Raw genomic sequence first — 23,177 nt, 5'->3', positions numbered from 1 at the left:
ACTCCCTTTTTCGCTCAGACAGCATCTTCTACAAATGGCATGCCAGCTTTCATCTGCTCTGTGAGTGCCGCCATTACTCCAGCTTTATGTTCAAGGTAACGACAGAAAATACTTGTCAGGTCGTAGTTGGAAATAGTTGTTTCCAGCAGTTTCTCTAAGGGGGCAACTGCACCCAGGGCTTCATTAAAATGATCTCGCTCGGTCCCGCTACAATGGCAGGCTATCCAGGTAAGGCAGTGTTGTTGTTCTCTGGTGGAAAGGTTGGATGTGCTGGCTAGCCAGCGGCGGAACAATGGCAGAATAAACTCAACTTCTCCATGGGTGTAAATTTCATGAATTAACGTTGTAAGAAGGCCAACAAACAGATCCTTGTCTTTAAGCATCTGGTAATCTTTCCACTGCTTGTACTTTTTACCATCTTCTAAAAGATGACGGCGGGATAACCAGTCATCTGATCCACAGATGGTTGTTGCCATTCGGTAATACAGATCGAAATGCAAAATGCCGCCAGTGGCAGCCAGGTCTTCATCGCTGACCCGATTTAGGTGTGACAGAACGGCAAGATAATCACTCTGGTGTTTTTCCTGACCGTGTTGCTTCCAATGCATTGTTAATCTATTGCAGAAACCAGACAGTCCTACTGCACTGTTATTTGTCATACTCCAGTTATGAAAAAAACTAGCCATAATTTCTTGAGGCTGTTGTTGGGAAGTGAATAGATTAAAAGATGCTTCTATCGTTTCGATGGCATCTTCCGATTTTGAAAAAGCATCTTTTAAAGACGATAGAATTAGTGGGTTGTCTACATCACTGAATAATCGTTCAATATGAAAGTACAGAGGTGTCACTGCCAATCTCCTTGCTTTAAGGGTATGTCACTGATTCACAAATACATCCTGTATATATACTTCATAAAAACTACAAATTTGTTTATCCGACAATGACATTCTATTGGTGTGAATGAATGCTTTGCAAATTTGTTGAAAATATATTTTATTTAAGTGGTGATTCTGTATTTATAAATTAATTTTGGTTTGGTGAATTAAATATCGATTCGTCGGTTTAATGAAAAAAAACGTGCTGTGAGACAACCTATCCAACATTGTTGTAATGTAAACTTCACTAAATAGTCATTTTATTTGCAAATAACTCTTGTAGGCATGATTTATCAATGCACTGATCGGCCTTTAAGATAGTTTTTGTATCTATTATCTATCGAATGCATCAGTGAAATTTAGCAAAAAAGTGCAACCTTTAATTATAAAGGCCAGCCTAAGTCCAGGGTGTATTGTCATTGCCAGCTATTGCAATAGCCATAGAGCAAGTTGTGCGATGGTGTATGAGCTACTTACTGTTCCACCATTTTGTCCTGAAGACAGTTCATACATTACAGTTATAGTGAATATGTACTCTTTCTAGCGCCCCTACAGGTTATCGACATGCGTACAAAGGTTAAGTTTGAAAGCAACGGTCTGACTCTGGCCGGAATGTTGGAAACCCCTGAATCCTCGATTCGCTGTTATGCACTGTTCGCTCACTGTTTTACCTGTGGAAAGGATATAGCGGCGGCCTCCCGTATTTCCCGTGCCCTGACAAGCAAGGGAATTGCAGTGCTTCGCTTTGATTTTACAGGGCTTGGTAACAGCGATGGTGATTTTGCCAATACTAACTTCTCATCAAATATGCAGGATTTAATGGCGGCGGCTGATTTTCTGCGAAAGGATTATCAGGCACCTGCTCTGCTTATTGGGCATAGCCTGGGAGGCGCGGCTGTTTTGGGCATGGCTTCTGAGGTTCCTGAGGTAAAAGCTGTCGTGACTATTGGCGCGCCCCATCAGGCTGAGCATGTATCTCATAATTTCTCAGCTTCACTGGATACCATAGAAGAGAGTGGCGAGGCGGAAGTCAGCCTTGGTTCACGGAAGTTTGTGATCAAGAAACAGTTTCTGGATGATCTGGCAAACCAGCAGCGTGATATCAGCAATATGAAAAAAGCTCTGCTAGTTATGCATTCTCCGCTCGATAATACAGTTGCTATTACCGAGGCCGAGAAAATTTACAAGGAAGCTCGCCACCCTAAGAGCTTTATCTCTCTGGATGATGCGGATCATCTTTTAACACGTAAGCAGGATGCGGAGTACGCGGCAGAAGTTATTTCTTCCTGGATTAGCCGTTACTTACCTCAGGAAGAGACATATACCCAGACAGTTGATAAGGGGCATGTTCTTGTAGAAGAGAAAAACCATGTTTTCTCTCAGCACGTCAGCAGTAACAGCCATTACTGGCTGGCGGACGAACCGATTTCTGTCGGTGGTAATAATGTTGGCCCTGATCCTTATGAGCACCTTCTTGCCGGATTAGGTGCCTGTACCGCGATGACTTTACGAATGTATGCAAAACATAAAGGCTTGCCTTTAGATCATGTAAAGGTGCTGCTGAGTCATCGCAGGGACTACATAGAAGATTGCTCAGATTGTGAAAATCAGGGTGAAGCCATTGAAGTTATTGAACGGCAACTGACAATAACGGGAGATTTGTCTGAAGAGCAACGGACAAACCTGTTACGCATCGCTGATAAATGCCCTGTTCATAAGACCCTTCATAAGGGGGTAAAAGTGAAAACTCAGCTCATGTAGTTTCTATATCAAGTTCTTCAAAGCCGGTGCTTTCTCCGTTAAGTGTTGGGCAAGTGAATGATGAAAGCCATTCCGTATGAACCCATGCTAAATCTTGAAGAAATGTGCCCCGTTTTCGAATATAGAAAAGTTGATTACAACCGAACGCGCTGCCATAGCTACCTTGGCTGTTTAAGCCCGGGTAGCTATGAGTGGGCTAGGGAAGTGCCCATTTTTACAGATTCAAATCACCCACTGAAGATTGACTTATATAGCTGTCTAAAAAGTGCTTTAAGCGATCGGATAGCCAATTCAGGCCTGGGCCAGCAGAGTGGCTCTTTCGGGTAACCATATCGACTGGCGGACTCCAGGGCTTGCTGTCCAGGCGCATCGGCATCTTATGAAGTCGGCCTTTGTCGATGTGTTCCCTTACCAGGTGAACCGGCAGGTATCCCCAGCCATTGCCCTGCATGATCATTTCGATGATGCAATGGACATTATTAGAAGACCATTTCATCGCAGATATCGGTGCTTCATGATCCAGCCCTCCGCCTCCCTCTCCGCGAACGATCATCTGGGTGTAGCCGGCAACGTGGGAAATATCGATATTATCCATTTGCGCTAGAGGGTGGTTCGGCCCACAGACTGCCCACAGCTGAATATGGCCGATAAAACAGAGATTAACGCTTCGCTTAAATGACATATCCGACAGCATCAAGCCAAGGTCTACACGGCCACTTTCCACCAGTGCAATCACATCAGGGCTGGCAACCGATAAGACTTCTATTTCCGTTGCAGTAAACCGTTGCCCAAATTCATACAACGCTTGGGCAAATGATGGCATTTGCAGTGAGTCTTCAATAGCAATCTTAATGCTGGACTCTTCCTCTAGAACAATAGATTGGGCGGCTGCCGACAATTCTTCCGTCTGTTGAAGTACCACCCGGGCATAATTTAGTAGCCGACTCCCGTCTGGTGTCAGAGATGCCCGCCGGGTCGATCGATCAAAAATTTCCACTCCCAGATCAACCTCAAGGTTTGCTATTCCCTGGCTAATAGCAGATTGAGCTTTGCCTAATTTCCGGGCACAGGCCGAGAAGGACCCTGTTTCGGCGGTTTCAACAAACATTCTGAGCTGCTCAAGATTAAACATATGTATAAGTAAATCAGATGACTATTAACTTTAAACTATCTTATCTCAATATATTATGGCGTGGTAAAGGTCATCACATATGGCTGGATAGATGAGAGTTATCTTTTATTTGCTAAGCGTTACTGCTGAGAGTGTTCTCTGGTACGGGATGAAATGATGAAACTGCATTTTTACTCTGGATATTGCCCGGGCTGAAGCAGAGAAAGGTATCTGGCAATGAAACAGTTGTATCCAGACCTTTGGCAAGCCTGCTTATATAACGCCGGCACGTTAAACAACTATGCCTACCTGTTAACACGCTCTGAAGGCTGCGTGCTGTTCTACAACACAGATAATGCAGAAGATTTTCAGCACATAGCAAACCTAGTCGGCATCAAATCCCAGATATTAATCCACCGGGGTGAGGCTGGCGCATCACTTAATCGTATTCGGGAACGACTCGAGTCATGTTTGCTTTTTTATCGATCTCCTCACGGGAAAAACTACCTGCTCACCGGGAATACATTCTTTCAATGGGATGGTCGTTGGACAATCTTTGTGATTAAGGGTTTTGGTGGCAGTGAGGCTGCCGCGGTTAAGAGTCTGGGAAAAATACGCAATCATCAATCTAGTGTGGTCATGAGCAACGGATTTATCGGTGCTGTTGGACTGGTAGAGACAAGCAAAGAGGAGTGGGGCACGGCGATAAACACTGAAGTTGGTCGGCTGGGTAGAAGTCATTCATCATGATTTTTGAGTTACTCAAGAAGATCTTTCTTTCATAAATCATCTGAATTTTTTGGTCGCCCAGTCCTGTAAGAATATTCATTAATCTACGGAGAAATGTCATGGTAAACCAAAAACCTGCTTACCTGGTTGCAAGTTCATTTATGCCTGAAGGTCATGGCTCACTGGATGCCTACGCAGAAGCAACTCACCCATTAATGGAAAAATTTGGCGGTGAATTGTTGATCGCCGGCGAACCCAATCAGTTTATGGACATGTATGAAGGTGAATGGAACGAAGGCGCTCGATTTACTCTTTTCAGGTTTCCATCAATGAAAGCGCTCCAGGAATTCTGGAATTCCAAGGAGTACCAAGCTGTTAAGCACCTGAGAACCGATGTAATTGCACCGAACTTCACCTTTGGTGTTGAAGGGTTTGATCCGGATGAATGGTATGAGCAACACCCGGAACATACAAAGGCCTGAACCAGAGTGGAAGGTTGGAATGTGCTTACAAAAGTTGGTAGGCACAGATCTAAAACTCTATCCAAAAGTTAGGGTAAAACATGAAAAGGCTGATGCTAATTTTAGTAGGAGTATTGCTTATGAACACAGCTAACGCCAATGACAGCTCTGGGATCCAGAGAATTAACCCTGACACTTTGTTAGATACCCGTAAATACGGGTTCACCCAGGTTGTAGTAACACCTGAAAAAGGAAAAACCGTCTTTATTTCTGGTCAGCTCAGTTCAAACACCAAAGGTGAAGTGTTGGGTGAGACCGTCGGAGAGCAGATGGTGATTACCTTTAAAAATCTTAAGCTAGCTATTGAAGCGGCTGGTGCAAAACCAGAGCATGTCATAAAAATTCAGGTACTTATCGCTGGTCATACCGAAAAATGGTTAGGGCCACTGGATGAAGAAATTGTAAAACTGTTTGGTGAACATTTACCTGCCAGTACTTTGATTCCTGTACCGAGACTAGCTTTGGATGACATGCTGTTTGAAATTGATGCGACGTTATTCATCCCTGCTGAATCTTAATTTGAGTAAGCCCCGGTTAAACAACATTGGAAGTATTTTTCTGGGGGGCAACTTATGCTTATAGCGACAGTTGTTTTTGATTAGTAATAAAAAAGCCCCGCTTTGAATAAAGCGGGGCTTTTTTCCAGGGCCGATTTAAATCAGATCTTATTTGTTAGTGAATTCTGGGTAAGCTTCCATTCCGCATTCAGCCAGATCCACACCTTCGTACTCTTCTTCTTCGCTAACCCGGATACCGGTGATAGCTTTCAGAGCGCCCCAAACGATCAGGCTGCAGCCGAATACCCATACGAAGATGGTAGCGGCACCGATCAGCTGACCGGAGAAGGTTACGTCGCTGTTGGTGAAAGGAACAACCAGCAGACCGAACAGACCAACAGTACCGTGTACAGAGATGGCACCTACTGGATCGTCAATCTTCATCTTGTCCAGAGCCAGGATGGAGAACACTACCAGGATACCGCCGACAGCACCGATCAGAGTGGCCTGAATTGGAGTTGGAGTGCTTGGCTCGGCAGTGATGGCAACCAGACCAGCCAGAGCGCCGTTCAGACACATAGTCAGGTCAGCCTTACCAAACAGCAGGCGGGCAGTGATAAGAGCGGCAACCAGACCACCGGCAGCAGCAGCGTTAGTGTTCAGGAATACCATGGCTACGCTGTTAGCGTTGGCGATATCGCCCAACTTAAGTACGGAACCACCGTTGAAGCCGAACCAGCCCATCCACAGGATGAACATACCCAGAGTAGCGAGAGGCAGGTTGGCACCAGGCATAGCGTTGATTTCACCGTTCTTGCCGTACTTGCCTTTACGAGCACCCAGCAGCAGAACACCAGCCAGAGCAGCAGCGGCACCAGCCATGTGAACGATACCGGAACCAGCGAAGTCGGAGAAACCAAGGTCACCCAGAGTGTACATACCGAATACAGAGTCACCGTTCCAGGTCCAGGCACCTTCCATTGGGTAGATGAAACCAGTCATCACTACCGCGAAGAACAGGAAACTCCACAGCTTCATACGCTCAGCAACGGCACCGGATACGATGGACATTGCTGTAGCAACGAATACTACCTGGAAGAAGAAGTCGGAAGCGCCGGAGTAGATAGAGCCACCTTCGAAACCGTCTTCACGGGCAGCGAACTCAGCCAGAGTATCAGATACATGGCTGTCACCAACCAGAACGCCTTCAAGCAGAACACCACCGCCGTACATGATGTCGTAACCAACAATCAGGTACATGGTGCAGGAGATCGCAAACAGTGCGACGTTTTTGGTAAGAATTTCAGTTGTGTTCTTGGAGCGGACAAGACCTGCTTCGAGCATGGCAAAGCCGGCCGCCATCCACATAACCAGTGCACCACACACCAGGAAGTAGAAGGTGTCCATCGCGTATTGCAAATGGAAGATTTGATTTTCCATGTTGAGTAACCCCCAGGATTTATTCTTTTAACACCAGCTCTTGAGAGAAGAGGTTTGGTGTTTGCGACTGCCGCCCACATCGGCATTCGCGTTTTTATTCAGGACCGGCTCGGAAAAGCCGACTTAAAACTTTTGATCAGATAGCGGCAGTGCCAGTCTCGCCGGTACGAATCCGGATGGCCTGCTGCAGTTCGGTAACAAAGATCTTGCCGTCGCCGATCTTGCCGGTGTTGGCAGCCTTGGTAACAGACTCAATAACCTGATCCAGCAGGTCATCACCAATAGCAACTTCAATTTTCACCTTGGGAAGAAAATCAACCACGTACTCTGCACCTCGGTAGAGTTCGGTGTGACCTTTCTGGCGACCAAAGCCCTTAACTTCTGTAACAGTAATACCCTGCACGCCAATGTCGGAAAGTGCTTCCCGGACATCATCGAGCTTGAAAGGCTTGATAATCGCTGAAACTAACTTCATTACATTGTCTCCTGATTAATGCGCCGGTTACCGTGTGGAGCGGATGACCTAGCAATTTTTTACAGCACTTAAGGCTGTTTCCGGGTTGTCCTGAGGGGTCAGGACAAGTTTACGCCTTTGACGCTGGTGTTATAAGGGTTTTCCCCTGACTTCTGTCTTACCCTGTGCACTGGTTTGGTATCTGTGCGTTACACCTGCGTGCTCTGGCCCCTTTTTATTGCCGTTCCCGGATCGCAGTAACGGTGTGGCCGGCATTCGCACTAGGGAATAGCAGTCATCGTGCCATTTAATAAAAAATCATTTATTTCATTGGGTTACGTGTTGGTCGTACTGAATTTTAAGAAGGTGTGACCAGATATGATGCACGGGAGTGCACTATGGTGTTGTGGTGATGCAGGCTTGTGCACAGGAATGGTGCGCAATTAAAGGAAGGGCAAAGAGCAGCGTAATCACCACTCTTTGTTTGAAGCAAAAAAGATTTATTCCAGAGTCAGAAGAACAGCTTCTCCGGCCTGGGCTGAAGCGCACTTATTTAACAGTTCCACAAACTCTTCACCATTGGAGTCACAGATCCACTGATTTTTCTCGTCGTCAAAATCAAAGTGGAAGCCGCCGGATTGCGCAGCCATCCACAGCTGACGCAGAGCGCCCTGGCGGCTGAGGATAATCTGGCTACCGTTTTCAAAGCTTAAAGTAAGAATGCCGGCAGAGTTTTCATAATCAATATCGGTATCAATATCTTCGATGGCATCTTCAATTGCCATCATCAGGTCATCTAATTGGTCGTTGAATTCAAATTCAGTCATGGTTTTGCGTAAGTGAAGGTAGGGGAGTGTTATCTGTAGCGGATTGTCGTACAGAGTTATCGGTTGGGCAAACGATCTGTGTTATCAACCGTGTGTTGTGTCTGTTATGGCCTAAATTCCGCAGGTATACTGATTACTAATTACGCGAATTGACTTATAGCTTTTGAATCGGGAGTCCACCATGAAACGCGCACTGGCGCTCATCGCCTTCAGTCTATTTATCTCCGCCTGCGGCCAGAAGGGACCTTTGTATCTACCTGATGCAGAGCCTTCAAACCTGACTGTACAGGGAGGCGAAGGGAGTTAATGTCGTCGTTGTATTCTGATTCGTTTTCCCTGAAGAATGGTGAACTTTGCGCTGAGAACATTCCTCTCAGCCAGCTGGCCGAAAAGGTTGGTACTCCTGCCTATATTTATTCTCGTGCAGCAATAGAAGCGGCATGGAATGGTTATGCCAAACCACTGGCGGACGTTCCTCACAAAGTCTGTTTTGCCGTAAAAGCCAATTCCAATCTCGGTGTGCTGAATGTTCTGGCCGAACTGGGCGCGGGTTTTGACATCGTTTCCGTTGGTGAACTCGAGCGAGTACTGGCTGCTGGTGGTGATGCCGGAAAGGTTGTGTTCTCTGGTGTCGGAAAGCAGGAACATGAAGTGCGGCGCGCTCTGGAAGTCGGCGTTTGGTGTTTCAATATTGAATCCATTCCCGAGCTGGATCGTCTGCAGACTATTGCCGCGGATATGGGAAAAACCGCACGGGTTTCCCTGCGGGTGAACCCTAATGTGGATGCCCAGACTCACCCTTATATTTCTACCGGACTGAAAGACAACAAGTTTGGCGTGGATATTGACCGGGCTGACGAAATCTATGAGCGTGCTCATAGTCTGCCAAATATTGATGTCACCGGTGTGGATTGCCATATCGGCTCACAGCTGACATCTCTTGATCCGTTCCTGGATGCTCTGGATATTCTGCTGGCTCTGGTCGATCGCCTGGCCGATAAGGGAATTAAGCTTTCCCATGTCGATCTTGGTGGTGGACTTGGCGTGACTTATAAAGATGAACAACCTCCGGCAACAGCAGACTTTATTACTGCGGTGCGTGAGCGAGTTGGTGATCGTGAACTGGCGCTGGTGTTTGAACCGGGCCGTTCCATTATTGCCAATGCAGGGATTTTGCTGACTCGGGTTGAAATGCTTAAGCATACCGAGCACAAGAACTTTGCCGTTATTGATGGTGCCATGAATGATCTGATTCGTCCGGCGCTTTACGGCTCCTGGCACGATATTGTTCCGGTGAAGCCTCGTGAAGGCGAAGAGCTGGTTTACGACATTGTTGGCCCGGTATGTGAAACCTCGGACTTCCTCGGCAAGAATCGCTCTCTCAATCTGCAGGATGGTGATCTGCTGTCGGTCATGTCTGCAGGGGCTTACGGAATGGTGATGGCTTCCAACTTTAATACCCGTGGTCGCCCTGTAGAGGTTCTGGTTTCCGGAGATAAGGCAGACGTTGTTCGTCGCCGGGAAACTATTGCTGATCAGCTGGCCTTGGAAGCGCTGCCCGGGGAGAGTCCATGCTTTTAAAATTCACCAAGATGCATGGTCTCGGTAATGATTTTATGGTGGTGGACGGTGTGACCCAGAATGTCCGCCTTCACCCTGAAAAAATCAAAGAACTGAGCGACCGTAACTTCGGGGTAGGGTTTGATCAGCTGTTGCTGGTTGAGCCTCCCAGTGATCCGGATATGGACTTTCGCTACCGGATATTCAATGCTGATGGCGGAGAAGTTGAGCAGTGTGGCAATGGTGCACGTTGCTTTGCAACATTTGTTCTGGAGCGCAAGCTGACTTCCAGTCGGCGTATTCGTGTTCAGACGGCCAAAGGCAATATAGAGCTGCGCATTGGTAAGGATGACGACATAACTGTTGATATGGGGAAACCAGAGCTGGAGCCCTGGGAAATTCCTTTTAAGGCAGAGCGTCAGTCCATTACCTATAAGCTGGAAGTGGAAGGCAAAGAACATGAGATTGCGGCAGTTTCCATGGGGAATCCCCATGCCGTAATGCTGGTGGAAGATTGCAAGAAAGCACCGGTGGAAATTTTGGGTCGCAAGATTCAGCGCCATGCCCGTTTCCCGCAGAACTGCAATGTCGGCTTTATGGAAATTGTGAATCCGGGTGAAGTCAATCTTCGGGTTTATGAACGTGGAGTAGGAGAAACTCTGGCCTGTGGTACAGGTGCTTGTGCAGCGGTGGTTGCCGGGCGTTTGCAGGGGCTGCTGGAACCAACCGTTAAGGTTAATCTTCCCGGCGGTTCACTGAGTATCACCTGGAAAGAGGACGATCTGCCGGTACTGATGACAGGGCCGGCTACACGAGTCTACGAAGGGCATATAAGGATATGAGTGACGACGGACTTGAACTGGCGGAACCATTAACCGAGGAACAGGTTGTCGATTTCCTTACTGCAAACCCAGAGTTTTTCAGTAAGCGTGATGACCTGTTAAGCAAACTCACCATTCCTCACCAGCGTGGAGATACTATCTCCCTTGTTGAGCGACAGGTGTCTGTTCTGCGTGAACGTAACCAGGATATGCGTTCAAAGCTCAATGAGCTTTTGAGTGTTGCCCGTGACAATGATCGCCTGTTCGAGCGTGTGCGCAGGCTGGTATTGTCGGTTATGGAAGCAGAAACCCTCGATGATGTTATTGATGCCGTTGATGACAGTCTGTCCCATGATTTTCGTATCGATTATGTTTCCCAGATGCTGGTCTCGGATACCTTTGCCAATACGTCCCGAGTGCCTTGCCACACCAAAGCTGAGATAAACAGCGGCACTGGTATTTCTGATCTGTTGTCCGGTAATCGTGTGGTTTGCGGGCGGTTGCGGGAAAAAGAACTGAAGTTTCTATTCCCCAATCACTGGAAGCTGGTGAAATCCACCGCCGTTGTTCCGCTGCACCTAAAGCGCCCACTAGGCATTCTTGCTGTGGGTAGCAGGAATGAAGAAGATTTCCGTGCTGGTACCGGAACGGTATACCTGAGCTTTATTGGTGAAGTGGTTTCACGAGCCCTTGAAGCACTGGCAACACAAAAACCTGAGTGACAATTTGCTCTCAATGAGAAACTTCTCGCAATGAGTCAACAGAGTCGAGCCGGGCAGCTGGAAGCCTGGCAGAACTTTCTTCGCTATGAGCGGCAAATGTCGCCCAATACCTGTTCCGCCTATCTTCGTGATGTAAGAAAGCTTGAGAAACAATTAGAACAAAACGATCAGTGGAACAGTTTGAAAGAAGCGGATATTCGCAGAGCTATGGGCAACCTGCGAATGGAAGGTTTGGAATCCCGCAGCCTTCACCGCTGGCTATCTTCCATTCGCGGCTTTTATGAATTTCTTATGCGTGAAGGGCTGGCGGAAAATAATCCTGCTAAAAACCTTCAGGCTCCAAAGCGCTCCAAACCCTTACCGAAAGTACTCGATACCGACCAAGTATCCAGTATGCTGAATGTGACCAGCGATTCTCCTTTAACCATTCGTGATCATGCAATTCTGGAGCTGTTTTATTCGGCAGGGATTCGTTTGTCGGAACTGGTTGGGCTGGACTTGCTTGATATTGATCTCAGCTCTGGGCAGGCCATTGTTCTGGGTAAGGGCAAGAAAGAGCGTGTCACTCATATCGGTAGTAAAGCTGGAGAAGCTTTAAGGAAGTGGCTGAAAGTTCGGGGCAGTCTTGCCAAAGAAAATGAGACAGCGCTGTTTGTTTCACGCAATGGCAACAGAATCAGCCGCCGGCAGGTACAGGTTCGCATCAAAGAGTGGGGAAAGCAGCACGGGCTGGATACCCCGCTTCACCCTCATATGTTAAGGCACTCCTTTGCCAGTCATATTCTGGAATCAAGCGGCGAGCTGCGGGCTGTGCAGGAGTTGCTTGGTCACAGTGATATATCGACCACTCAGGTTTATACACATCTGGATTTTCAGCACCTGGCGGATGTGTATGACAAAACACATCCCCGAGCCCGCAAGAAAGACTGACATCGAGAAGAGCGTATAAGCGGTAGTAAATATTCGAAGCTACCCTATGGCTCTTTGTTTCAGTCAGACCACATCTTGTGCCTAAATCAATCCTCTGCTTTCTGACCGCCGTTTATGGCGTACTTGGGCTTTCTTCTCAATGTTATCTAGTAGCTATTAACGATATTGGCGAAGAGTTGGGTGTTACCAGTGGAGATATTCAGCTTTCCAATACCAGCCTTCATGTCGGTGCTCTTTTAGCTGTTGGAGCCGGACCTTTGATTGACAGGTTCGGGCGTAGAAATGCAGTTTTGATCGGTTTGGTTCTTTATATTCTTGCGGTTATTGGCTTGTCATTGATTAGTGAATACTGGCAACTGTTAGCTGTACGTTTGATTCTTGGGTTGGGTATGGGAGTTTTGATTACCGTGACCTTCCCGATAATGAATGACTGGACTAAGGCAAGTGAACATCAGAATGCACGCAGTTTGTCTGTTATCGTTGGATTAACCTGTTTACTGCCCATTGCTGTACCACTGGCTGCTGAACATATTTTGGGAACAGTGGGCTGGCGTATTCTGATGATGGTTTTGGTAGCTTACGGGTTCAGCCTATTAGTGTGGGCTTATTTCTTTGTTAAGGAATCATCGAGCGACACTGGCAGCCGATTGCTGGAAAAATGCAAAGCTTATGCAGAGTATGTGAGAAACCCGGATACTCGTTTTCTGCTGTTATCTATGGGAACCGCTATAGCCTCCTTAATAACTCTGTTGTCTTCGGTTCCTTTACTTCTTAAAGATGACTTTCATGTACAAGGTGAGGAAACAGCCTGGTTTCTGTCGTTTGTTCTGCTGATGAAGGGAATTGCCTGCCTGTGGAATTATTATTTGTCCCGATACTTTAAACCTGTCGGTATTCTTAAAGCCGCTTTGGTTATTCGCATACTTGTTGCTGCAGGGCTGTTTTTTAGCGAGAAAGATATTTGGCTTTTTGTGGTTTGGATTGCGCTGTTTTTGCTACCGGTTACGCTGATTTATATTTCCAGCAAAGCCATGCTGGTTGCTCGCAATCCTGATTCGGCAGGAACCGTGACATCGGCGTGTATTCTGACAGTTATGGTAATGGTTACAGTCACGACTTTTGTTCTGAGCTTCTTTGAATCGTCCATGAGCTGTATTGCAGGAATTATGATAGCTCTGAGTATTATTCCCTTTCTGGCTGGATTAAAAAGACGGCTGCCTATTTATAATTCATAGACAGCCGCAAGGAGAAACAGGTTAGTCGGATTTCTTTAGCAAAGTATCAATGGAGAGCTTTCCTGGCCCCCACAATACAACAGCAGCCAGCAAAGCTCCCCAGAGAAGGTGCAGAGTCATTGCGGCGGGAGCAATTTCTTCAAGACTTAGTACTGCTACAACATTCACAAAAGAAAGTCCGATGGCTCCAATCCGGCCGAAAAGGCCGAAGAACAGTAGAACAGGGAAAAACAGTTCGCCAAATGTACCAAGATAAGCAGCAGCTACCGGAGACAGGAAAGGTACGGCGTATTCGAGCTCAAACAAAAAGAGAGTTGTTTCCCAGTTGCTGATCTTGAGCCAGCCGGCAGCAAAGAAAACCCAGGCGATATACGCACGGGCACCTACAAGTGCAACGGGCTGCAGGTAGTCTAACAGTCGTTCAAAACTCTCATATACGTTGTACAGAGTCCTGAATGGTGATGCTTTGTTCATCGCTATCTTCCAGATGTTTTTATGTGTCAAGGTGTGTTGTTAATTGGAATTCTGTGACCAGATGCTCTCTAATGGCTTCAGGTAGCCAGCTTTCAAAGGCAAAAGGTTCGTATTGAATAGCTTCCAGAGCCTGCCCTAAAGGAGTGTGGTTTCTAATCAGGTTGATCCAGTTCTCTTCAGGAGCAAGAATTCTTTTGATGTGAACTTTCCATTGTTTTCTCCACATCAAAACGGTTTGACCGGTTTTGTTATCCAGCTTTTCTTTGGCTTGAGTGAGATATTTTTCTCTAAAGTCTTCATCAGCATGATGAGCCATCCAAATATCAAAAACAGGGTATTCAGATGTAACTGTTTTCAGTGTTGGATTACTAATTAGCAAGCCGCTTTCAGCTTCTTCTTCAGCCAGTAGCTGAAAAGATTCCGTGCTTATCTGAACGTTCCCTGCTCTTTCACATTGATGATGCAACCAGTCCAGTGTGGCGCAGTCAGGTATATAGGGGTATTCATCCGCAATGGGATGCTTTGTCAGCCATGCAGGAAATTCTTCTCCCCACTCTGCCCAGTCTCCCTGTGTTGGGGGAGCTGCAGTAATAAAGTCACGGCTGAGCACTTTGAATGAATCTTCACCAACAAGTTGTTCGATTGTTGGAAAGCTCAGGGCTAGCGAGCGGGCAGCGTTGGCTAATAAATTACGTTGATAGACTTCAAGTCCATTTTTCTCGAAATCCGAATGGGGTTCTTGGCTTGCTATGGCCCCCATTAAAAGAGGTTGATAGTTCATAGCGCAACACTCTGAACTTTCTGGTGCAAAGTGTTTTCAGGAAATGTATCGCTGGCTATAGCGCGTGCTTTATCGGCTTCATCTAATAGCACTTGCCATTCCGGAAGGTCAGTATCCCATTCAATCAATGTGGGCACAGAGCCAAAATGATTTAAGGCTGATCGGTAAGCATCCCAGACAACATCTGAAACCTGACGACTATGGTCATCAATCATGATTTCCCCTGCAGGAGCAGGAGTACAGCCGGCGAGATGGATTTCGCCTACGGCATCAGCAGGAACGCGCTCAAGCCAGTTTTCTATGCTGGTAAGAATATCGCTACGGGTAATGACATTGCCTGAGCTGGCATTAAAGGCGTTCACTGCAAGGTTATTAATATCCACCAGTAAACGACAGCCGGTTCTATCTACTAATGCGCTGAGAAACTCTGTTTCTTCAAGCGTGTTGCCTTCTGGTGTGATGTAGGCAGAGAGGTTTTCTACAAGTAACTGTCGGCCGATTTTATCCTGAACCCGTGACACGTTTTCGGCCAGCGTGGTCAGGGAGTCATCGTCAAAAACAATAGGCAGCAAATCCCCGGCGTGGCGAACCTGGTGATCCAGTTCACCCCAGGTAAAGGCCGCATGCTCGGAAACAAGAACAGGTTTTGTCCATTCGATAAGATGAGCAAACTTATCGAGAAAATAATCGGGAATGCCCGCATCGGAGCCGAGCCCCATTGATGTGCCATGAATGCTGAGGGGGTAGTGTTCAGCAACATCTCTCAGCACTTCAATAGTGGCTCCGCCGCGGGCGAAAAAGTTTTCAGCATGAACTTCAACAAAGTCCAGGTTTGCTGGGTGAACCAAGGCATCATGGTAATGGACATGTCTCAGGCCAACACCAACAGGAACCCGGGATTGTGACCATGAATAACTCATAATGCCCTGCTCCGATTATGCCCGTTCTTTAAAGATTTTCTTCGCTTCAGCCTTGCTGTAACCGCCAAGCTCTTTGCAGGTGCCTTTGGCAACAGTTTTCCATTCGCCAATATCGTTGTCAGTCTTTGCCTGTGCTGCACAGGAATGGGTTCCTGCCAGGTTGGCACAATCATTCTGGCCGGCTTTGGCAATGCCATAACATTTTTCCTTGGATGCAGCCTGTGCAGTAGAAACGGCTCCAGTTGCAAGAACAGCAGCGAGTCCGGCGGTGATAAGAGCTTTATTTTTCATGGTTAAATCCGTTATCTGTTATTTTCGTTGATCAAGGTGCTTCTGAACCCAACTGGCCACAGCTGTTTGTGGTTGAGCTCCGCTGAGTTGGTCCACGGCCTGCCCTTTATGAAGCAGAACCAGAGTGGGAACTCCACGAATTCCGAATCGGCTTGCCAGAACTCCGTGGTCATCAACATTGGCTTTTGCTGACGTTACTTCTGGAGCAAAGGACTCGGCGACTTTTCCAAAAACAGGAAGCATTAGCTGGCACGGCGCACACCAGGGAGCCCAGAAATCAACAAGAGTCCACTCAGACTCTGATTTGATTTGGTCAAACTGGGCCGTACTCTCCAGTTCCAAAACACTCATTTTGAAACCTCCCTTCTATGTACTTTGATTTGAGCGGTGTGGATTCACACCGCTCACTGTTTTTGTAGTGTCTTATCTTTCGAGAAGTTCTTTGGCACCGATGGTGCGAATTTCTGGCCAATTGCGATCAGCCTTGGCGATGTTGCCTGGGATATCTTTTACCCAGCGCTTTTGAACATCAGAGTTCAGATTGAGATAGAGTTTGTTATCAACAACCTTCCAGGCATTTGGATCACCATCAAACTTCTTCTCAAGGCTTGCACCGAAGGCACAGTAACCACCATATTGCGGCGCAAAGCGGCTTGGGTCGGCACGAAAGGTGTCTCTGTTTTCAGCGCTGGAAAACTTGAAAATGGCGTTCTTGAAAGTGGCCATGTACTCACCAGAACCTTTGGTTGGCTTTCCGGAAGTGAAGTAACTCACAGGATCGTAACCGTGCAGCGCAACATCATTGGCATCAGCGTTCATATCTGCATCAGCGGCAAACGTGGTGCCGGCAAAAACCAATACAGAAACTGCAGCCAGTGATTTGATTGAATTCTTTACGAAGGACATGTCCATCTCCACTTCTATAAGTTGTTATGCATCAGTGCATGGAGAAACTATAAGAAGGGATGGCAGCTGTTTTGGTTCAGATCGTCTTTGGTTTGATTCAGATAATCCAGATGTGGCTTAGCGGTGTTTAATTGACACTAGACATAAAAAAAGCCGGTCAGACGACCGGCTTCGGAGAACTATGAAAGTTTGTCAGATTACTTCTCGTAACCTGAGTAGCGGCTGAAACTTTGAGACATGCTCTTACCGCTGCGGGTCTCTGCAACCAGTTTGAATGGGCCTGGGGCAGCAAGATTGCTGATAACAACGCGGCCATTGTTGTTCGTCATGTATTCACGACGCAGGTCACCACTGGAGCTGTAGAGCTTAACCTTGGCGTTGGCTGCAGGCTGACCATCCTGGTAAACAAGTACACGTACAGAAGAAGCTGGAGTCTGCTGGGTGTACATCATTGGCTGTCCGGCCTGAGCGTTAAGGCTCAGAAAAGGAGCGGCGGCCAGTACGGAGAAAAGAGACGCTTTCAGTAACTGCTTCATGATATCCATCCTTGTATTTAGATCTAAATCGTGTCGACAGGGAGTTCCCATTTCTATTTATCGCGCTCTATGGGAATAATTTGAGCGACCCTGTTTACGATCCTAAATATAGGTAGCTGGACAGTATGAACTGGTTCAAATAGTCTTTTATTTGATTCAAATCGTCCGGTTCAAAAAACAAAAGGGCTCTCTATTGGATAAGCTTTCCCGAATTTTGGGGCAATTTACTGTTTCTGCAGGGGTTTTTTATTCTGGCCAGCTGTGTGGATTGTCTTCGTTTGATGACCCAAAAAGCCAGACCGGCCATATTCATTTATTAAAACAGGGGCGCCTGGAGGTCACCGAGCCGGGACAATCTCCCCAGGTTTTGGAAGGGCCTGCTCTACTGTTCTACCCCCGGCCAGTAGCACACCAGATAAAGGCTGATGATGCTGACAATACGGAAATTGTCTGTGCATCAGTGCTCTATGGAGCTGGGCCGGATAACCCTCTGGCTTCATCTCTTCCCTCTGTGGTGACTGTACCTCTTAAAGGGCGTGATGACAGGCTTGGCTGTGCTGTGGAATGGTTGTTTGAAGAAGCCTTTGCAGCACGCTGTGCCCGGCAAGTGGTCATGGATAGATTGTGTGAAATCATGATTATTCAGCTTTTGCGGGGAGTGATGGAGGCTGGAGACGTTGATGGGGGGATGTTGGCTGGGCTTTCTCACCCTCAGGTTTCACGGGCAATTGATGCCATACACAATAATCCCCAGAAAAACTGGTCTTTACAGGAGCTGGCTGAAGTGTCTGCTATGTCCCGTTCCCGGTTTGCAGAATTGTTCAGGGAAACTGTAGGGCAAACCCCTGGAGACTATCTGACTTCCTGGCGCATTGAGTTGGCGAAAGCCCTGCTGAAAAATGACAAACCTGTAGGCTGGGTTGCCAATGAGGTGGGTTATGATACGGCTTCCGCTCTGGCCCGGGTATTTCGTAAGAAGAATGGTGTTTCTCCTCGAGAGTGGCTAAACAAGTTGCAGGAAAATGAATGATTCAGCTGATTACTTTCGATTTGGATGACACGCTTTGGGATAACGGACCGGTTATCCGTAAGGCCGTTAAAGAGTGTTATGGCTGGCTGCTGAATAAATGCCCTGAGCTAGAAGGTGTTTACGACTCTGTTTCTTTAAACAATTTGAAAGATGAAATCAAAAGCACCATGCCCGAGCTGGCTCACCGGGTGAGTGAAGTGCGTGTGGTGGGTATGAAAATGGCGTTGGAGCGTGTTGGCTATCAGTCAGCTGAAGCTATGTCGCTGGCTCGAGAAGCATTTGAAGTGTTTCATCACTGGCGCCACCAGATTGAACTGTTTGAAGGTGCGGAAGATGTTCTGGAACAGCTTGCTGAAAAGTATCCACTTGCAGTGGTAACCAATGGCAACGCTGATGTGGCTCATTTAGGGTTGGGCAAGTATTTCCAGTTTTCAGTGAGTGCTGAAGATATGAATCGCAGTAAGCCGGATCCTGTCGTATTTATGCGTGCTTTAGAGCTCGCAGGCGTTAAACCAGAAAATACAATTCATGTAGGTGATAACCTGATAACCGATGTCCAGGGAGCATCTGATGTTGGCATGAAAACAATATGGTTTAACCCTGGGAAGACTCAAAAAGAAGAGGGAAGCAGTAAGCCGAACGGTGTCGTGCATTGCTTGAAAAGTATTCCTTTAGTGATTGGGGAACTTGTGTAAGGGGGTGGTAAACAGGCTGTAAATGTTTGTTCTTGTAAATTTTTATTCCATTTGCGGTTAAATAATGTTCTATTGACCTGTGTGGGTTGTATTGAACTACCAACTACAAACATCATACCCGCGCAAAAAAAATACACACACACGCAAGGATAGACAATGCGAACTGCTTTTAAGCTGGCCGCCGGCATCGCCATGAGCGCCATTGCTGCTGTATCTCAGGCGCAAATCAAACCTTCTGTTATCTACGACATGGGCGGTAAGTTTGACCGTTCCTTCAACCAGGCCAGTTACACTGGTGCTGAAGCCTTTAAGAAAGAAACCGGTATAAACTACACTGACTTTGAAATCACCAATGAAGGTCAGCGCGAGCAGGTTATGCTTCGTTTTGCTCAGCGTGGTTTCTCTCCCATCGTTGTAGCTGGCTTCCAGCAAGCACCCATTGTTGAAAAAATTGCCAAGCAATTCCCAGACACTCATTTCGTTATGATCGACTCCGTTGTTGATCTGCCAAACGTACGTTCCGTTATCTTCAAAGAGCAAGAAGGTTCCTTTCTGGTTGGTGCACTGGCCGCTATGAAGAGTAACAACAACGCTGTTGGCTTTATCGGTGGTATGGACATTCCTCTGATCCGCAAGTTTGGTTGTGGTTATGAGCAGGGCGCCAAGTACATCAACAAAGATGCAACTGTTCTGGCAAACATGACTGGTACCACTCCTTCTGCCTGGAACGATCCAACCAAGGGCGGTGAGCTGGCGAAGGCTCAGTTTGATAAGGGCGTTGACGTAATTTACGCAGCAGCAGGTGGCACCGGTGTTGGTGTTTATCAGGCCGCTGTTGATGCTGGCAACCTCGCTATCGGCGTAGACAGCAACCAGAACTACCTGCACCCAGGCAAGATGCTGACCTCCATGGTTAAGCGTGTTGATCTGGTAACCAAGACTGCTTTCGAAGACGAAATGAACGGCAAGTTCACTGCCGGTCTGCAAGTTGTTGGTCTGAATGAAGGTGGCGTTGACTGGGCTCTGGACGAGTACAACCGTGACCTGCTGACTGAAGCTGATATCAAGCGTATGGACGAGATCCGTAACGGCATTATTGCCGGTGATATCAAGGTGCACAACTGGGAAGACACTCAGTCCTGCACCTACTAATTGATCCAAACCGCTGTATAGAGATCAGCTGTGCCGGCATTTTTGCCGGCACAGCTGTCTTCAAATACCGGGTTAACCCGGGCTTTGTGACTTAAAGACCTCTCCTGTTGTTCAGGAAAACAGACCGGCCAAAATCAACCAGTTTCTGGCATAAAACCGGTCAGGTAATCAGGTATGACTGCACCTGCAATAGAACTCAAATCCATTAATAAACGGTTTGGCCCGGTTTGGGCGAACCGTGATATCGACCTTAAGGTTATGCCGGGTACAGTGCATGGCATTGTTGGCGAAAACGGCGCCGGTAAATCGACCTTAATGTCCATTCTTTATGGTTTTTATACTGCTGATACTGGCCAGATTCTGGTCAACGGGCAGCAGATAAATATCCAGAACAGTCAGCAGGCTATCGCAGCTGGCATTGGTATGGTGCATCAGCACTTCATGCTCGTGGAGCCTTTCACTGTTCTTGAAAACGTGATGCTGGGAATGGAAGGGCAGGGGTTATTGTCCCGTGCTCGCAGTAAAGCTCGTAAAGCTCTGAACGAGATTGCATCTCGCTATGGCCTGGATATTGATCCTGATGCCGTTGTTGGAGACCTTCCTGTTGGCTTGCAGCAGCGCGTAGAGATTCTTAAAGCGTTGTATCGCGGTGCAAAGATTCTGATTCTTGATGAACCCACGAGTGTTTTGACTCCCCAGGAAACAGGTCAGCTGTTTAATATTCTTGAGTCTCTGCGTAGCCAGGGCGTGACGGTTCTGCTGATCACCCACAAACTGCGGGAGATTATGGCGATTACCAATCATGTGTCTGTTATGCGTGCAGGCAAGATGGTTGCCCATCGTGATACGGATGAAACCAATCCTGAAGAGCTGGCTGAGCTGATGGTAGGCCGTAAAGTTCTTCTGAAGGTTGATAAGCAACCAGCCTGCCCCGGTGAAAACCGGATGACAGTTGATAAAATCGGTTATGTCGATAACCGTGGTGTACGACTCCTGAAAGATATCAGCTTCTCCCTGCGCTCTGGTGAAATCCTAGGTGTTGCCGGTGTAACTGGCAATGGGCAGTCAGAACTTATGAAAGTTCTTTCCGGTGCTCTACAACCTTCCGATGGTTCCGTGTCTTTGGAAACAAGATCTGGAGTTCGTGTTCTGAAAGTCGGTGAATGGCCAGATGCCGGGCAGATGCGTGATTACGGTATGGGGCATGTTCCGGAAGATCGTCTGCAGCAGGGCGTTGTAAAGAGCTTCGATGCCAGTGAGAACGCCATTCTTGGTTATCACGACAAAGAAGAATACGGCACCCCACTGCTCAAACCTGAAAACATCGTGAATGCCACTCTTGAAATGATGGAGGCATACGACGTTCGTCCTCAGTTGCCTTCTCTCAAAACCGCAAACTTCTCCGGTGGTAACCAGCAGAAGCTGGTGCTTGCTCGGGAGATGATGAAAGAACCGGATATTCTGCTGATTGGTCAGCCTACCCGTGGTGTGGATATTGGTGCGATTGAATTTATTCACCGGAATCTGATTGCTGCCCGCGATAAAGGCGCTGCTGTATTGCTGGTTTCTGTGGAGCTGGATGAAATCCTGTCTCTGGCAGACCGCATCATTGTTATGAATGACGGTGCCATTACTGGTGAGGTTGTTGCCAGTGAAACCAATGAAACAGAACTGGGTGTTCTGATGACATCTACAGCCGACGCTGATGCTCCCGTTTTTGAGGGCAAGGGCAACAGCGGGAAAGAAAAGAAAAAAGAGGAGGCTGTAGCATGAGTCAGCTGGCCGCGGTCGAAAGCCCACGCTGGGTAAGAATCGGCCTGATACCTTTACTGCAGTTGGTGCTGGCATTAGCAGTATCCAGCTTAGTGGTGCTGATGATTGGAGAAGATCCAGTCAGAGCATTTAAGATTATGATTCACGGTGCCATCAGTACCGAATTTGGTGGCTTGAGTAATACCTTGTATTACGCCACCAACTTTATTTTCACTGGTCTGGCTGTTGCGGTGGCCTTCCATGCCGGTTTGTTCAATATCGGTGGTGAAGGTCAGGCATACGTCGCTGGTTTGGCAGTGGCTCTTGTCTGCCTGACTTTTGACAGCACTCTGAATGTCTGGTTTATCGCGCCGTTGGTGGTAATTGGCTGTGCCGCATTCGGTGCGCTCTGGGGCGTTATTCCGGGCTATCTGCAGGCCAAGCGTGGTTCCCACATTGTTGTAACCACAATCATGTTTAACTTCATTGCTACGGCTTTGATGAGTTATGCGCTGGTGGTGTGGATTTCTCCTCTGGGCGGTAACTCCACTGATAGCCGCTACTGGGCTTCTGATGCTGTGATTCCCAAGGTTCATGAGATTGCTCCGAGCCTGGGTTTTGAAGCCTCGTTCTCTCTGTTAAGCCCTGTACTGCTGGTAGCTCTGGCCTGCTGTGCTCTGGTCTGGATATTGATCTGGCGTACCCGTTTGGGCTTCGCTATCCGTACTGTGGGTAGCAACCCTAATGCGGCAACTTACGCTGGTATTAATGCCAGCCGGATCATCATTATCACAATGGCGATTTCCGGTGCTCTGGCAGGGATGATGGCTTTCAATGAAGCTTATGCCGCTCAGGGACGACTGATTCTGAATTTCACCAGCGGTTTCGGTTTTATGGGTATTGCTGTTGCGCTGATGGGTCGTAATCATCCTTTCGGTATTGTACTGGCTTCTCTGCTGTTTGGTGCTCTGTACCAGGGCGGAACGGAACTGCAGTTTGAAATTCCTTCTATCAGCCCTCAGATGGTTCTGGTTATTCAAGGTCTGGTGGTGTTCTTTACCGGTGCGCTGGATCGTTTGATCCGTGAACCTGTAGAAGCACTTTTCCAGCGTCGTGCAATTGCCAACGCTAACGCAGCCGCAGCAGGAGGAAACTGA

Annotated in this window: 27 protein-coding genes; 15 read left to right on the top strand and 12 right to left on the bottom strand. The window is 47.5% G+C overall.

The genetic code is table 11. From position 1 onward, the window contains the following. Positions 1-14 precede the first annotated feature (14 nt). Complete coding sequence (locus ACY2RR_RS04615) at positions 15-848, bottom strand: hypothetical protein (RefSeq protein WP_490106972.1); 834 nt, start codon at positions 846-848, stop codon at positions 15-17. A gap of 591 nt (positions 849-1,439) precedes the next feature. Between ACY2RR_RS04615 and ACY2RR_RS04610 the strand changes: the two genes are divergently transcribed. Beyond that, entirely contained in the window at positions 1,440-2,636 is a 1,197-nt protein-coding gene (locus ACY2RR_RS04610) for a bifunctional alpha/beta hydrolase/OsmC family protein (protein ID WP_490106971.1), read from the top strand. 214 nt (positions 2,637-2,850) lie between these two features. On the opposite strand, the gene ACY2RR_RS04605 is transcribed toward ACY2RR_RS04610, so the two are convergent. Beyond that, entirely contained in the window at positions 2,851-3,768 is a 918-nt protein-coding gene (locus ACY2RR_RS04605; RefSeq protein WP_490106970.1) for a LysR family transcriptional regulator, read from the bottom strand. Between the two features lie 216 nt (positions 3,769-3,984). Between ACY2RR_RS04605 and ACY2RR_RS04600 the strand changes: the two genes are divergently transcribed. From ACY2RR_RS04600 to ACY2RR_RS04590, 3 genes are all read left to right on the top strand, one after another. Beyond that, positions 3,985-4,497, top strand: coding sequence for a hypothetical protein (locus ACY2RR_RS04600; RefSeq protein ID WP_490106969.1), 513 nt, complete (start codon positions 3,985-3,987; stop codon positions 4,495-4,497). 98 nt (positions 4,498-4,595) lie between these two features. Further along, positions 4,596-4,958: a DUF1330 domain-containing protein gene (locus ACY2RR_RS04595; RefSeq protein ID WP_490106968.1), complete on the top strand. Its 363-nt coding sequence runs from the start codon at positions 4,596-4,598 to the stop codon at positions 4,956-4,958. Positions 4,959-5,038: 80 nt separating this feature from the next. Beyond that, entirely contained in the window at positions 5,039-5,515 is a 477-nt protein-coding gene (locus ACY2RR_RS04590) for a RidA family protein (protein WP_490106967.1), read from the top strand. A gap of 147 nt (positions 5,516-5,662) precedes the next feature. On the opposite strand, the gene ACY2RR_RS04585 is transcribed toward ACY2RR_RS04590, so the two are convergent. From ACY2RR_RS04585 to cyaY, 3 genes are all read right to left on the bottom strand, one after another. Beyond that, the gene (locus ACY2RR_RS04585; RefSeq protein ID WP_490106966.1) at positions 5,663-6,934 is read right to left on the bottom strand and encodes an ammonium transporter; all 1,272 of its coding nucleotides are present in this window, start codon (positions 6,932-6,934) and stop codon (positions 5,663-5,665) included. A gap of 136 nt (positions 6,935-7,070) precedes the next feature. After that, on the bottom strand, positions 7,071-7,409 hold the full coding sequence (gene glnK, locus ACY2RR_RS04580) for a P-II family nitrogen regulator (RefSeq protein WP_281647761.1): 339 nt from the start codon (positions 7,407-7,409) through the stop codon (positions 7,071-7,073). Between the two features lie 479 nt (positions 7,410-7,888). After that, entirely contained in the window at positions 7,889-8,215 is a 327-nt protein-coding gene (gene cyaY / locus ACY2RR_RS04575) for an iron donor protein CyaY (protein WP_490106965.1), read from the bottom strand. A gap of 181 nt (positions 8,216-8,396) precedes the next feature. Between cyaY and lptM the strand changes: the two genes are divergently transcribed. The 6 genes from lptM (at position 8,397) to ACY2RR_RS04545 (ending at position 13,483) form a co-directional block, all read left to right on the top strand. Then, the gene (lptM, locus tag ACY2RR_RS04570; protein WP_490106964.1) at positions 8,397-8,522 is read left to right on the top strand and encodes an LPS translocon maturation chaperone LptM; all 126 of its coding nucleotides are present in this window, start codon (positions 8,397-8,399) and stop codon (positions 8,520-8,522) included. Then, positions 8,522-9,796 carry a diaminopimelate decarboxylase gene (gene lysA, locus ACY2RR_RS04565; RefSeq protein ID WP_490106963.1) on the top strand — a complete coding sequence of 425 codons (1,275 nt, stop codon included), beginning with the start codon at positions 8,522-8,524 and terminating at the stop codon, positions 9,794-9,796. Before lptM ends, lysA begins: the two co-directional genes overlap by 1 nt. Beyond that, a complete protein-coding gene (gene dapF, locus ACY2RR_RS04560) occupies positions 9,787-10,617 on the top strand; it encodes a diaminopimelate epimerase (protein WP_490106962.1) in 831 nt (276 codons plus the stop codon). Before lysA ends, dapF begins: the two co-directional genes overlap by 10 nt. After that, positions 10,614-11,318, top strand: a complete 705-nt coding sequence (locus ACY2RR_RS04555) for a DUF484 family protein (RefSeq protein ID WP_490106961.1) — start codon at positions 10,614-10,616, stop codon at positions 11,316-11,318. Before dapF ends, ACY2RR_RS04555 begins: the two co-directional genes overlap by 4 nt. Positions 11,319-11,348: 30 nt before the next feature. Beyond that, positions 11,349-12,248, top strand: coding sequence for a tyrosine recombinase XerC (gene xerC / locus ACY2RR_RS04550; RefSeq protein WP_490106960.1), 900 nt, complete (start codon positions 11,349-11,351; stop codon positions 12,246-12,248). A gap of 77 nt (positions 12,249-12,325) precedes the next feature. Continuing rightward, entirely contained in the window at positions 12,326-13,483 is a 1,158-nt protein-coding gene (locus ACY2RR_RS04545) for an MFS transporter (protein ID WP_490106959.1), read from the top strand. 21 nt (positions 13,484-13,504) lie between these two features. Here the strand turns inward: ACY2RR_RS04545 and ACY2RR_RS04540 are convergent, their stop codons facing one another. The 7 genes from ACY2RR_RS04540 to ACY2RR_RS04510 all read right to left on the bottom strand — a co-directional run bounded on the left by ACY2RR_RS04540 (position 13,505) and on the right by ACY2RR_RS04510 (position 17,391). After that, positions 13,505-13,957 (bottom strand): DoxX family protein, encoded by a 453-nt coding sequence (locus ACY2RR_RS04540; protein WP_490106958.1) that lies wholly within the window; start codon positions 13,955-13,957, stop codon positions 13,505-13,507. Between the two features lie 19 nt (positions 13,958-13,976). Continuing rightward, positions 13,977-14,738: an HvfC/BufC family peptide modification chaperone gene (locus ACY2RR_RS04535; protein WP_490106957.1), complete on the bottom strand. Its 762-nt coding sequence runs from the start codon at positions 14,736-14,738 to the stop codon at positions 13,977-13,979. Beyond that, a complete protein-coding gene (locus ACY2RR_RS04530; protein WP_490106956.1) occupies positions 14,735-15,658 on the bottom strand; it encodes an MbnB/TglH/ChrH family RiPP precursor modification enzyme in 924 nt (307 codons plus the stop codon). The genes ACY2RR_RS04535 and ACY2RR_RS04530 overlap by 4 nt, the downstream gene beginning before the upstream one ends. A gap of 15 nt (positions 15,659-15,673) precedes the next feature. Continuing rightward, a complete protein-coding gene (locus ACY2RR_RS04525; protein WP_490106955.1) occupies positions 15,674-15,949 on the bottom strand; it encodes a BufA1 family periplasmic bufferin-type metallophore in 276 nt (91 codons plus the stop codon). A gap of 18 nt (positions 15,950-15,967) precedes the next feature. Further along, complete coding sequence (gene trxA / locus ACY2RR_RS04520; RefSeq protein ID WP_490106954.1) at positions 15,968-16,300, bottom strand: thioredoxin; 333 nt, start codon at positions 16,298-16,300, stop codon at positions 15,968-15,970. A gap of 72 nt (positions 16,301-16,372) precedes the next feature. Beyond that, positions 16,373-16,855 carry a YHS domain-containing (seleno)protein gene (locus ACY2RR_RS04515; protein ID WP_490106953.1) on the bottom strand — a complete coding sequence of 161 codons (483 nt, stop codon included), beginning with the start codon at positions 16,853-16,855 and terminating at the stop codon, positions 16,373-16,375. A gap of 197 nt (positions 16,856-17,052) precedes the next feature. Further along, entirely contained in the window at positions 17,053-17,391 is a 339-nt protein-coding gene (locus ACY2RR_RS04510) for a carboxypeptidase-like regulatory domain-containing protein (protein ID WP_490106952.1), read from the bottom strand. Positions 17,392-17,584: 193 nt separating this feature from the next. Here ACY2RR_RS04510 and ACY2RR_RS04505 point away from each other — a divergent pair, with 193 nt between their 5' ends. The 5 genes from ACY2RR_RS04505 to ACY2RR_RS04485 all read left to right on the top strand — a co-directional run bounded on the left by ACY2RR_RS04505 (position 17,585) and on the right by ACY2RR_RS04485 (position 23,177). Next, positions 17,585-18,421 carry an AraC family transcriptional regulator gene (locus tag ACY2RR_RS04505; protein ID WP_490106951.1) on the top strand — a complete coding sequence of 279 codons (837 nt, stop codon included), beginning with the start codon at positions 17,585-17,587 and terminating at the stop codon, positions 18,419-18,421. After that, positions 18,418-19,116 carry an HAD-IA family hydrolase gene (locus ACY2RR_RS04500; protein WP_490106950.1) on the top strand — a complete coding sequence of 233 codons (699 nt, stop codon included), beginning with the start codon at positions 18,418-18,420 and terminating at the stop codon, positions 19,114-19,116. The genes ACY2RR_RS04505 and ACY2RR_RS04500 overlap by 4 nt, the downstream gene beginning before the upstream one ends. A 156-nt stretch (positions 19,117-19,272) precedes the next feature. Further along, positions 19,273-20,268, top strand: a complete 996-nt coding sequence (locus ACY2RR_RS04495) for a BMP family lipoprotein (RefSeq protein WP_490106949.1) — start codon at positions 19,273-19,275, stop codon at positions 20,266-20,268. 174 nt (positions 20,269-20,442) lie between these two features. Then, positions 20,443-22,041: an ABC transporter ATP-binding protein gene (locus ACY2RR_RS04490; protein WP_490106948.1), complete on the top strand. Its 1,599-nt coding sequence runs from the start codon at positions 20,443-20,445 to the stop codon at positions 22,039-22,041. Beyond that, positions 22,038-23,177: an ABC transporter permease gene (locus ACY2RR_RS04485; RefSeq protein WP_490106947.1), complete on the top strand. Its 1,140-nt coding sequence runs from the start codon at positions 22,038-22,040 to the stop codon at positions 23,175-23,177. The genes ACY2RR_RS04490 and ACY2RR_RS04485 overlap by 4 nt, the downstream gene beginning before the upstream one ends.

Source organism: Parendozoicomonas sp. 2304DJ65-17 (assembly GCF_058148445.1).
Note: the sequence above shows the minus strand (reverse complement) of the source record. Positions and strands in the feature narration are given on the sequence as shown.

Bases quoted from the DNA above. Each gene is read 5' to 3' on its own strand.
- ACY2RR_RS04610 (WP_490106971.1), top strand. From the start codon at position 1,440: ATGCGTACAAAGGTTAAGTTTGAAAGCAACGGTCTGACTCTGGCCGGA.
- dapF (WP_490106962.1), top strand. From the start codon at position 9,787: ATGCTTTTAAAATTCACCAAGATGCATGGTCTCGGTAATGATTTTATG.
- ACY2RR_RS04500 (WP_490106950.1), top strand. From the start codon at position 18,418: ATGATTCAGCTGATTACTTTCGATTTGGATGACACGCTTTGGGATAAC.
- ACY2RR_RS04490 (WP_490106948.1), top strand. From the start codon at position 20,443: ATGACTGCACCTGCAATAGAACTCAAATCCATTAATAAACGGTTTGGC.
- ACY2RR_RS04510 (WP_490106952.1), bottom strand. From the start codon at position 17,391: ATGAAGCAGTTACTGAAAGCGTCTCTTTTCTCCGTACTGGCCGCCGCT.
- ACY2RR_RS04525 (WP_490106955.1), bottom strand. From the start codon at position 15,949: ATGAAAAATAAAGCTCTTATCACCGCCGGACTCGCTGCTGTTCTTGCA.
- ACY2RR_RS04535 (WP_490106957.1), bottom strand. From the start codon at position 14,738: ATGAACTATCAACCTCTTTTAATGGGGGCCATAGCAAGCCAAGAACCC.
- lysA (WP_490106963.1), top strand. From the start codon at position 8,522: ATGTCGTCGTTGTATTCTGATTCGTTTTCCCTGAAGAATGGTGAACTT.
- ACY2RR_RS04540 (WP_490106958.1), bottom strand. From the start codon at position 13,957: ATGAACAAAGCATCACCATTCAGGACTCTGTACAACGTATATGAGAGT.
- ACY2RR_RS04485 (WP_490106947.1), top strand. From the start codon at position 22,038: ATGAGTCAGCTGGCCGCGGTCGAAAGCCCACGCTGGGTAAGAATCGGC.
- ACY2RR_RS04530 (WP_490106956.1), bottom strand. From the start codon at position 15,658: ATGAGTTATTCATGGTCACAATCCCGGGTTCCTGTTGGTGTTGGCCTG.
- ACY2RR_RS04590 (WP_490106967.1), top strand. From the start codon at position 5,039: ATGAAAAGGCTGATGCTAATTTTAGTAGGAGTATTGCTTATGAACACA.
- ACY2RR_RS04605 (WP_490106970.1), bottom strand. From the start codon at position 3,768: ATGTTTAATCTTGAGCAGCTCAGAATGTTTGTTGAAACCGCCGAAACA.
- glnK (WP_281647761.1), bottom strand. From the start codon at position 7,409: ATGAAGTTAGTTTCAGCGATTATCAAGCCTTTCAAGCTCGATGATGTC.
- ACY2RR_RS04515 (WP_490106953.1), bottom strand. From the start codon at position 16,855: ATGTCCTTCGTAAAGAATTCAATCAAATCACTGGCTGCAGTTTCTGTA.
- ACY2RR_RS04555 (WP_490106961.1), top strand. From the start codon at position 10,614: ATGAGTGACGACGGACTTGAACTGGCGGAACCATTAACCGAGGAACAG.
- trxA (WP_490106954.1), bottom strand. From the start codon at position 16,300: ATGAGTGTTTTGGAACTGGAGAGTACGGCCCAGTTTGACCAAATCAAA.
- ACY2RR_RS04585 (WP_490106966.1), bottom strand. From the start codon at position 6,934: ATGGAAAATCAAATCTTCCATTTGCAATACGCGATGGACACCTTCTAC.
- cyaY (WP_490106965.1), bottom strand. From the start codon at position 8,215: ATGACTGAATTTGAATTCAACGACCAATTAGATGACCTGATGATGGCA.
- ACY2RR_RS04495 (WP_490106949.1), top strand. From the start codon at position 19,273: ATGCGAACTGCTTTTAAGCTGGCCGCCGGCATCGCCATGAGCGCCATT.
- xerC (WP_490106960.1), top strand. From the start codon at position 11,349: ATGAGTCAACAGAGTCGAGCCGGGCAGCTGGAAGCCTGGCAGAACTTT.
- ACY2RR_RS04600 (WP_490106969.1), top strand. From the start codon at position 3,985: ATGAAACAGTTGTATCCAGACCTTTGGCAAGCCTGCTTATATAACGCC.
- lptM (WP_490106964.1), top strand. From the start codon at position 8,397: ATGAAACGCGCACTGGCGCTCATCGCCTTCAGTCTATTTATCTCCGCC.
- ACY2RR_RS04595 (WP_490106968.1), top strand. From the start codon at position 4,596: ATGGTAAACCAAAAACCTGCTTACCTGGTTGCAAGTTCATTTATGCCT.